General features: G+C 73.6%; 9 protein-coding genes. 3 read left to right on the forward strand and 6 right to left on the reverse strand.

Annotated features, from left to right (window positions below; all coding sequences use genetic code 11):
• Window positions 1-564: 564 nt before the first annotated feature.
• Entirely contained in the window at window positions 565-1,002 is a 438-nt protein-coding gene (locus ACWD68_RS32330; RefSeq protein WP_451810004.1) for a hypothetical protein, read from the reverse strand.
• Window positions 1,003-1,228: 226 nt separating this feature from the next.
• Here ACWD68_RS32330 and ACWD68_RS32335 point away from each other — a divergent pair, with 226 nt between their 5' ends.
• The 3 genes from ACWD68_RS32335 to ACWD68_RS32345 all read left to right on the forward strand — a co-directional run bounded on the left by ACWD68_RS32335 (window position 1,229) and on the right by ACWD68_RS32345 (window position 4,693).
• The gene (locus ACWD68_RS32335; RefSeq protein ID WP_451810005.1) at window positions 1,229-2,980 is read left to right on the forward strand and encodes an aromatic amino acid ammonia-lyase; all 1,752 of its coding nucleotides are present in this window, start codon (window positions 1,229-1,231) and stop codon (window positions 2,978-2,980) included.
• Window positions 2,977-3,945, forward strand: a complete 969-nt coding sequence (locus ACWD68_RS32340; RefSeq protein WP_451810006.1) for a MurR/RpiR family transcriptional regulator — start codon at window positions 2,977-2,979, stop codon at window positions 3,943-3,945. The genes ACWD68_RS32335 and ACWD68_RS32340 overlap by 4 nt, the downstream gene beginning before the upstream one ends.
• Window positions 3,946-4,123: 178 nt before the next feature.
• Entirely contained in the window at window positions 4,124-4,693 is a 570-nt protein-coding gene (locus ACWD68_RS32345; protein ID WP_451810007.1) for a hypothetical protein, read from the forward strand.
• Between the two features lie 11 nt (window positions 4,694-4,704).
• Here ACWD68_RS32345 and ACWD68_RS32350 read toward each other — a convergent pair whose 3' ends face one another.
• From ACWD68_RS32350 to ACWD68_RS32370, 5 genes are all read right to left on the reverse strand, one after another.
• Window positions 4,705-5,079 (reverse strand): roadblock/LC7 domain-containing protein, encoded by a 375-nt coding sequence (locus ACWD68_RS32350; RefSeq protein ID WP_266759533.1) that lies wholly within the window; start codon window positions 5,077-5,079, stop codon window positions 4,705-4,707.
• Between the two features lie 14 nt (window positions 5,080-5,093).
• Window positions 5,094-5,612 (reverse strand): roadblock/LC7 domain-containing protein, encoded by a 519-nt coding sequence (locus tag ACWD68_RS32355; RefSeq protein WP_385696471.1) that lies wholly within the window; start codon window positions 5,610-5,612, stop codon window positions 5,094-5,096.
• 64 nt (window positions 5,613-5,676) lie between these two features.
• Window positions 5,677-6,489 (reverse strand): transcriptional regulator, encoded by an 813-nt coding sequence (locus tag ACWD68_RS32360; RefSeq protein WP_451810008.1) that lies wholly within the window; start codon window positions 6,487-6,489, stop codon window positions 5,677-5,679.
• Entirely contained in the window at window positions 6,486-6,893 is a 408-nt protein-coding gene (locus ACWD68_RS32365; RefSeq protein ID WP_261704018.1) for a hypothetical protein, read from the reverse strand. Before ACWD68_RS32365 ends, ACWD68_RS32360 begins: the two co-directional genes overlap by 4 nt.
• 281 nt (window positions 6,894-7,174) lie before the next feature.
• Window positions 7,175-8,479, reverse strand: coding sequence for a diaminopimelate decarboxylase (locus ACWD68_RS32370; protein ID WP_451810014.1), 1,305 nt, complete (start codon window positions 8,477-8,479; stop codon window positions 7,175-7,177).
• Window positions 8,480-8,679: the final 200 nt, after the last annotated feature.

The raw sequence follows: 8,679 nt of genomic DNA on the forward strand, positions 1-8,679 counted from the left end.
TTGCGCGGGTGCCGCCCTGACGGCGTCCGACGGGGCCCGGGGGCGCACGGGTGAGGGCCGGGGGTGGCGCCGGGCGCACAACGTCCGGCCGTCCGCGCTCGCGGCAGGATATTTGTTCGAAGTGTCGGATCCGTGGTGGATCTTCCAGCTCCGGCCGGGGTGAACTTCGCGGAAGTGGTACGAGCGCGTCACGTCCGCGCAGCACCCGCTTAACACGGGTCCGGCAGATTAGTGGGTGTCGGCAGGGCGGGAGCGGCTCCCCGCCCGGGCCGACGCCAGAACGGCGCCAAGGACCTCCGGAGCGGCTCCCGGACCTCCATGGACGCCTAGGACGCGTAAGCCCGGTCCTGACCCGGCCCGCGTCCCTCGCGGGGACCGCCGTCGTCCCGCCCCCCGGTAACGGGGGTGCGGCGGTCCCCGCGCAACACGTCGAAGGGCCCGGCACTTGTCTCAAGTGCCGGGCCCTTTCGTACGTCCAGCGCCGTCGTCCCGCGCGGCACAGTTTCCCCCGTGGTGATGGCGCTTCGCGGCGCCCGTTCCCCGCGAGGTCCCGTTCCGGCAGCCCTAGTCCTCCCAGTCCGACTCCGGCCGGGTCGTGCGGCGGCGGAAGAAGTTCGGGGAGAGGCGCGCCGCCTGGACCACGTTCACCCCGACGATGCCGCCCCAGGCGACGAGCAGTCCGGGCAGGTGCGCGACCCCGCCGCCGATCGCGGACAGCGGGATCGCGAGGACGAGCGAGACGATCCCGAAGCCGAAGCGCTCGCCCCAGGAGTCGGACGACTGGGGTGAGCGCGCGCCGCGCGCCACCACCATCTGCTGTTCGGCGAGCTGGCGCCGCACCCGGCGGTCGACCGCGCCGTCGAGGCGTTGCTCGACCTTCTCCAGGAACGAGTCGACCAGCGCGGACTCGTACTCGTCGCCGAGCTCCCTGCGCGCGTGCAAGGTGGCGTCGAGTTCCTTCTTCAGTTCGGCGTCGCCGTGGCGGGCTTCCATACCGGTCATGCCCTTCACGTTAGGCAGCCGCGGTCCGCGGGGCACTGGGGATAGCCCCCCTTTTGCGGCTGGGCCGAGCCCCCGGGCGGGTGCCGGAAGATGCCCCTTGCCCGCTCTGCATACCGTCATGCAGAGTTCTCGGTACCTGAATAGATTGTCGATGACCGGCCTCGATCGCCGGGGCCTGCGGCAACCGGGCACGATCCGTGTCCGGACGGAGAAGGGTGCGCGAGTGGTGTCGTCTCGGAGCAGGGAAACGTCGCGTCCGCCGACGCCTCCGGCGCACGTCGCTCTCGTGGTCCTGGACGGTCGCAGCACCGGTGTCGACGACGTCGTACGGCTCGCCGACGGTGCCGCGCGGCCGGTTCCCGGCACCGATGCGATGAAGCGGGTCGAGGACTCCTGGTGCGCCGCCCGGCAGATCGCCGCCACCGGCCGCGTCTACGGCCGCTCCACCGGTGTCGGAGCGAACCGCAACGAGGACGTGCCCTCCGAGGCTGCCGCCGACCACGGACTGCGCCTGCTGCGCAGCCACGCCGGCGCCATCGGCGAGGAACTGCCCGCCCGCCAGGTCCGCGCCATGCTCGCCGTCCGCGCGAACCAGCTCCTCGCGGGTGGCGCCGGACTGCGGCCCACCGTCGTGACGGCGCTGTGCGAGGCGCTGGAGGCCGGCGCGTACCCGGTCGTCAACGAGTTCGGCTCGGTCGGCACCGGGGACATCGCCGCACTGGCCCAGGTGGGCCTGGCCCTCGCGGGGGAGCACCCCTGGCGGGGGCCGGACGGTTCGGTGTCCGGCGGCGCGGGGGTGAACGGCTCGGTGGTGGAGGAGCTGCCGGCGGGAGAGGACCCCCGACAGGGCGCGGAAGGCCCGGCAGCCGGTGGGGCGGTGGTGAGGGCGCCGCGGCCGGGGGAGTGGTCCCCGCGCGGTACGGAGGGCTCGGCGGCGGGGGAGTGGTCCCGGCGGCTCGCGGAGGGTTCCGTGGTGCCGGGTGCGCGGTCCGGTGGGTGGGCGGCCCCGGAGGCGCAGCCGCTCGACAACAACGACGCGCTCGCGCTCATCAGCAGCAACGCGCTCACCCTCGGGCAGGCCGCGCTCGCGCTGCACGAACTGCGCGGGCTGATCGGCGCCACGCAGGTCGTCGCCGCCCTGTCGCTGCTGGCGGTCGACGGGTCCCACGAGGCCTACGCGGCGCCCGTGCACGCGGCCCGGCCGCACCGGGGGTCCGTCGAAGTGGCGCGCCGGATGCGGGAGTTGATCGGGGCCGCGGACCGGCCCACGCCACCGCTCGGGCGGATCCAGGACCCGTACGGCTTCCGCTGCCTCCCGCAGATACACGGCCCCGCGCACGACGCGGCGGACGCGCTGGAGACGGTCCTCACGGTGGAGATCAACGCCGCCGCCGAGAACCCACTCATCTGCCCCGAGGACATGACCGCTTACCACCATGGCGGCTTCTACCAGGCCCAACTCGCCCTCGCCCTGGACCACTTCAGACTCGCGGTCACCCAGGTGGCGCGCCTGTCCACCTCCCGCCTGTCCACCCTCAACGAACCCGCCTACACACGGCTGCGCCCCTTCCTCGCCGACCACGAGCCGGCGTCCTCCGGCGTGATGATCCTCGAGTACGCCGCCGGTGCCGCACTCGGTGACCTGCGGGCCTTCTCCGCGCCCGCTTCGCTCGGCCACGCTGTACTCTCCCGGGGCGTCGAGGAACAGGCGAGCTTCGCCTCGCTCGCCGCACGCCAGACGCTGCGGGCGTGCGGTGCGTACCGTCTCGTCGTCGGCTGCGAACTGGTCGCCGCGGTACGGGCGCTGCGCCAGCGCGATCTGCGGCCCGACCCCGAGCTGCCGGCCGGGCGGGCACTGGAACTGGCCGAGGCGGTGCTCGACGCGGAGCAGGCCGACCGGCCGCTCACGGACGACGTGTCGGCGGCCGCCGCACTGCTCGACCGGTTCACGGACATCTGGAGGGGGAGCACGCCATGAGCGCGGGCACAGACAGGAACGCGGGCGGAAGCGCGGACGCGGACAGCGACGCGAGCAGGGACGTGAACGGGGACGGGGACGTGAACGGCGACGTGAACGGGGACGCTGCCGTGGAGAGTGACGCGACGGTGAGCGACAGCCCCGCCGGGCGTCTCCAGGCCCTCTTCGAAGGGCACCGGCTCACCCCGACCCAGCGGCGCATCGCGCACAGCATGGTGCGGCGCGCCGCCGATGTGCCGTTCCTGTCCAGCGTCGAACTCGCCGAACTCGCCGGAGTCAGCCAGCCCTCCGTCACCCGCTTCGCGGTCGCCCTCGGCTTCGACGGCTACCCGGCGCTGCGCAAGCACCTGCGCGAGGTCGCGCCCGCCGAACCGGCCACCGACACCGCCTCGTACAACGAGTACCAGCAGGCCGTGGAGGCCGAGATCGAGAACCTGCGTCACCTCGCCGAGGTGCTCGCCGACCCGCGCCCGGTCGCGAGGGCCGGGCGCCTGCTGGCCGCGTCCCGTCCGCTGCCCGTCCTCGGACTGCGCGCCGCCGCCTCCCAGGCCTACGGCTTCGCCTACTTCGCCGCCAAGGTCCACCCCGACGTACGGCTGCTGCACGAGGGCGGCACGATGCTCCAGGACCGCGTCGACGCGGCCGTCCGGGCCGGGGCCACGGCCCTGCTGTGCTTCGCGCTGCCCCGGCATCCGCGCGAGGTCGTCGACGCCCTCGGCTACGCGAAGGAGGCCGGGCTGACCGTCGTCACGGTCGCGGACTCCGCGTTCGCGCCGGTGGCGAAGGTGTCCGACCTGCTGCTCCCCGCCGCTGTCGGCACCGGTCTCGCCTTCGACACGGCCTGCGCGCCGATGCTGCTGGGCCGCGTCCTGCTGGAGGCCATGTGCGACGACCTGCCGGACGCGCAGGCGCGGCTGGAACAGTTCGACGCGCGGGCCGCGGTGCGGGGACTGTTCGTGGAGTAGGCGAGGCGTCGGCCGCCGTGCGGGGGCTGTCCGTGGAGCGGCTGCCGGGTCCGGACTTCGGCGTTTCTCAGACTCGTCTCACCTTCCGTGGCTAGCCTGCGCGCCCAGAGACACACGGGCGCGACGGCGGTCGGCGACGGGCCCGTGGACGCGAAAGCGCTGAGACGGGAGGCAGATCGTGGGACGCGGAGGACAGGGCTTGGCCCGGATGGCCGTCGTGGTGAGGGCCGGAGCCGCACCACTGTGGTGGTGCGGAGTGCTGGCCGGCGGAGTCGGGCTGCTGGTTCCCGGACTGACCGGGCGCAGGATCGGCGTCCTCGCGGGCGCCGCGCTGTTTGTCGTCGCGGCGGCCGTGGTCGCGTACTGGCGCGGGAAGCGGTACGCCGCCCTGGTGCGCTCCGCCGACCGCGCCGGCAAGCACGATGTGCTCCAGGACCGTGCCGTGACGCTTCGCAACTGGCGCCGGGGCCACCGCTGGTGGCTCCTTCTCGGCTTCGCCGCCGCGCTGGGCAGCTCGTTCGCCGTGCCCGCCGCGGGTGGCATGCTGCTCGCCGGCGCGGGCGTCGGACTGTGGCTGAAGGCCCGTCGGCTCGGGCAACTCGAACGTGCCGACCAGGCGTTGATCTGGGTACGCGTCGACTGGCTCGGCCCGCGTGCCGGTGCCCCCGTGGGCAAACCGGTCCGGGCCGTCCGGGCCACCGGAGTGGCGGCGGGCGACGCCGCGCCCGGCGGGGCGCGGCGTCGCTGACCGGGCCGGAACTAAACCTCCAGGTCGGCCTCGATCCTCTTCAGTTGGTGTCGGGCCATCGCCAGGTTGGCGCGCTTCTGGTCGAGCACCAGGTACAGGAAGAGGCCGTTTCCGCCGCGGCCCTTGATGAGCCGGATCAGGTGGTACTGGTCGGAGAGCGTGATCAGGATGTCCTCGATGTCGCCCTTCAGCCCCAGGTGTTCCATGGTCCGGAGTTTGGCCCGGACGACGTCGGTGTTGCCGGCGGCCGCGACGGTGAGGTCGAATCCCTTGCTGCCACCGATCGTGCCCAGCGCCATTCCGCTGGTGTAGTCGACGAGGGCGGCTCCGGTAGCGCCCTCGATGGACGCCAGTGCCTCTTTGAGCGCGGTCTCGGTGTTCGTCATGGTGCGGTGCTCCTTCAACTCTCTGATGTTCTCGGGTGGTTGGTGGCAGGGGTAGATGTGGTGCGTGCGGCGGCGGTGCCGCGCGCGGTGCGTGTGCGCGAAGTGCCCGACGAGGGCTTCGCGGAGGTCTTGGCCGGCTCGGTGACCGGCTCGCCGCGCGCCGTGGCGGCGTCGACGAGCTCGCCGATCCGGGTGCTGGATCGCCGCCCCTCCAGGTGCAGGCGGCCGACATTGACACGGTCCTGGGCCAGCAGCGTCAGCACGGCGGAGCCGCCCGCCGCGTAGGTCGCCACGTAGCCGTGCACACCGCGCACCAGCAGTTCGCGCAGGTCGCCGTGCCCGGTGGACTCGGCCATGCGTATGGCGACCCCCAGGGCGGCGGCGGTGAGCGCGGCCAGTCCGTCCGGCTCCACACCGGGCGTGTCGTGGGCGAGGACGAGACCGTCGGCGCTGGCCGCGAGCGCTCCGGTCAGCTGGGGCACACGGGCCCTCAACCGATGGAGTTCGTCGAGGACTTCGGGCTCCGCCGCCATCAGCAGTCTCCTCTCGGCACGCTGTCGTAGCGCGCGGATCACAAGGCCTCCCGCGGGTAGGGACTCACAAGGCCTCCAGCGCGTCTCTGAGTCGTCGCAACAACGCGACGTCGGGATCGGCGGAGGTCTGGGTGAGCACGCTGGGAGGGGGAAGCGGCTGCGGCGCGGGCGCGGCCGTCACGAGCCCGGCGGCGGCGAGTCGGCGCAGGTCGACGAGCGTGTGGAAGGCGGGCCGCCCCAGCGCCAGGGAGACGTCCGCCGCCGTGCGGACGCCGTCCACCCGCCCGAGGACCGCCTCCTGGCGCTGCGGCACCGCCGGCCCCCCGGTGAGCGAGGCACGCCGCAGCGGCGCGGTGTCGGTCGCGGGGTCGGGCCATATGCGGTGCAGCAGTTCGCGCCGGCGTACCGTCTCGCGCTCCAGCGCGGCCACGGGGACGGGGCGGAGCGGGCCGAACCAGTGCGCGGCGCCGTACCGGAAGCGGGTCGGGGTGCTGCTCGGTCCGAGCACGAAGTACGCCGCGTCGTACAGCGAGCCGAGGTGGCACAGCTCCAGCGCGCCTTCCGCTATCCGCCCGCTGTCGATCAGGAACCGGCCGACCCGACGGCGCGCTCCGGCCGTGGCGACCGCCTCCCGCCACACCTCGGCGTCCAGCACCCCGCGGACGGAGAACAGCACGTCGAGTCCGGGCGTGGCCGGGCTCTCGGCGTGCACCACCTCGCCGTCGGCGAGATAGAGGGTGCCGCGCTCGCGGATGAGGACGCCGGTGGCCCGCTCGTCGGCGAGCCGGCTGAGCATCGGCGAGACACCGACGGGAGCACTCGGTGCCCTGTCCCGGACCGGGAGCCGGGGCGGGGGAGGTGTTCTGACCGTCGTCATACGAGCACCAGCCGTCCGGCCATCTCGCCGAGCCGGATGCGTGCCAGGGCGAGATTGCCGTCCGAGCGGCCCAGCCACAGGTGCAGGAACACGCTGCTGTCGAAGGTGGTCCGGACGAACCGCAGGACGTGATAGCTGTCGCGGTTGCTGATGATCAAGTCCTCGATCGGGGTCTCCTGGTCCGACCACTCGGACCAGTCGGAGCCGTCCTTCGGGGCGAACGAGCGGTTCTCCGCGGCGAGCCGGGCCAGCTCGGCTGCCTCCGCCGCGGTCGTCTCGTGGTCGTCGCCCGGCGCGTCGCCGACCGTGCCCAGGGCCAGGCCGCTGGTCCAGTCGACCACCGAGGCACCCCGCGCACCGGGCAGTGTCATGGCTTCCAGTAGGCACTCGTCGATTCCGGGCACCGTGTCTCCCCTCCCGCCAAGGGTTCGGCCGAGTGACGCCGAAGTTACGCACTGTGTGCACGGGAGGGGAGTGATCGGGCATTTTCCTGTGGAACATGCCCCTGATGGCTAAGGTGGGTCAACTGACCACATTTTCCGGCGCGCGGAAACCACCGGTGGCTGATTTGTATTGCCCCAGGGTGCGTCGCAGGGGCGCTCGTGAGTGCGTTGTGGCGCACGCGGTATTCGGATGCGCCCCGGGGCCCTGGCGCGTGCCCGCCCGTCTCCGGGGCGGGCGGTGACTACAGCGCGGTGAGCGACGGCCCGTGCGCCCCGCCCGACTCCGTGACGATCTCGTCGAGCGTCTGCGGCTCCCGTACGACCGCGAAGCGCACGCCGTCCGTGCCGTCGCCGGCCGGTGCGAAGCCGTAGATGCCGGGACGGGCAAGGGAGTTGTACGCGTAGTGGTGGGCGAAGCAGTACGCGCCGGTGTCCAGCGCGGCCACGTGGTCGCCCTGCTCGAGCAGCGGCAGCGCGCGGCCCCTCGCGAGCAGGTCGCCCGCGAAGCAGGCGGGGCCCGCGACGTCCTGGACGACGTCCGGTCCCGTCCTGGGGCGGCCCTTCCCGTCGTACGCGGCGATCCGCAGCGGCCAGGCCTCCGGCGCGTACACCGTACGGGTCGCGACCTGCACCCCCGCGTGGGTGACCGCGACCGAGCGGCCCCCGGCGGACTTCGCGTACTCGACCCGCGTCAGAACCGTCCCGTGCTTGGCGAGCAGTGAACGCCCGAACTCGGTGACCAGCCCGTACCGCCCGTCGAACAGTCCCGGCACCACCTCCGAGAGCAGCCGCGCGTACTGCGCGTACGTCGGGGCCGTCGTGTCGGAGGTGAAGTCGACCGGCAGCCCGCCGCCGATGTCGATCGTGTCGACCTGGCGCCGCCCGACATGCCGGTTGATCTCCTCCGCCAGCGCGTACGTCTCCGCCACGCCCTGCGCCATCAGGGAGAGCGGCATGCCCTGCGAGCCCGCGTGCGCGTGCAGCCGGGTCAGCCAGGGGCGGTCGGCGTACGCCCGCACGATCCACGCGCGGGCTCCCTCGTCCCGCAGCGCGACCCCGAACTTGGAGGTCGCCGTGGCCGTCGACAGCGCCTCGATCGAACCCCTGCCGACCTGCGGGTTCACCCGGAGTCCGATGGGGGAGCCGGTGGCCGCCGAGCGCATCAGGGCGTCGATGCGGTCCAGCTCCTGCGGATTGTCCGCGTTGACCGCGATGCCCAGGGCCAGCGCCTCGCGCAGTTCGCCGGGCGTCTTGGCGGGTGAGTCGAGCACGGTCCGGGCCGGCGGTATCCCGGCCGCCCGGGCGAGCGCGAGTTCTCCGGGGCTCGCCACCTCCGCCCCGATGCCCTGTTCGCGCAGCAGCCGCAGCACGGGCACGAGGGGCGTCGCCTTCACCGCGAAGGCGTGCAGCACGGGAGTGCCGGGAGCGATCACCGCGTCGAAGGCGGCGCGCAGCGCGGCGGCCGAGGCCCGGATGCCGGGGACGTCGAGGAGCGCGACGATGGGGTGCCCCGGGGTGAGGAGGCCCTGTTCCACGGCGGCCCGCACGGCGTCGTCCCGCCGGGAGACCCGCTCGGAGTCCGGCCCGCCCCCGCCTTCGCTCGCTGCCCGGCCCTCGTCCGTTGTCCCGCCGTCGCTTGCCGTCGCCCCGGCCTCGTCCGTTGTCCCGCCGTCGCTTGCCGTCGCCCCGGCCTCGTCCGTTGTCCCGCCGTCGCTTGCCGTCGCCCCGGCCTCGTCCGTTGTCCCGC

The sequence above is a fragment of the Streptomyces sp. NPDC005141 genome (assembly GCF_053599975.1).

Bases quoted from the DNA above. Each gene is read 5' to 3' on its own strand.
- ACWD68_RS32330 (WP_451810004.1), bottom strand. From the start codon at position 1,002: ATGACCGGTATGGAAGCCCGCCACGGCGACGCCGAACTGAAGAAGGAA.
- ACWD68_RS32340 (WP_451810006.1), top strand. From the start codon at position 2,977: ATGAGCGCGGGCACAGACAGGAACGCGGGCGGAAGCGCGGACGCGGAC.
- ACWD68_RS32350 (WP_266759533.1), bottom strand. From the start codon at position 5,079: ATGACGAACACCGAGACCGCGCTCAAAGAGGCACTGGCGTCCATCGAG.
- ACWD68_RS32355 (WP_385696471.1), bottom strand. From the start codon at position 5,612: ATGGCGGCGGAGCCCGAAGTCCTCGACGAACTCCATCGGTTGAGGGCC.
- ACWD68_RS32360 (WP_451810008.1), bottom strand. From the start codon at position 6,489: ATGACGACGGTCAGAACACCTCCCCCGCCCCGGCTCCCGGTCCGGGAC.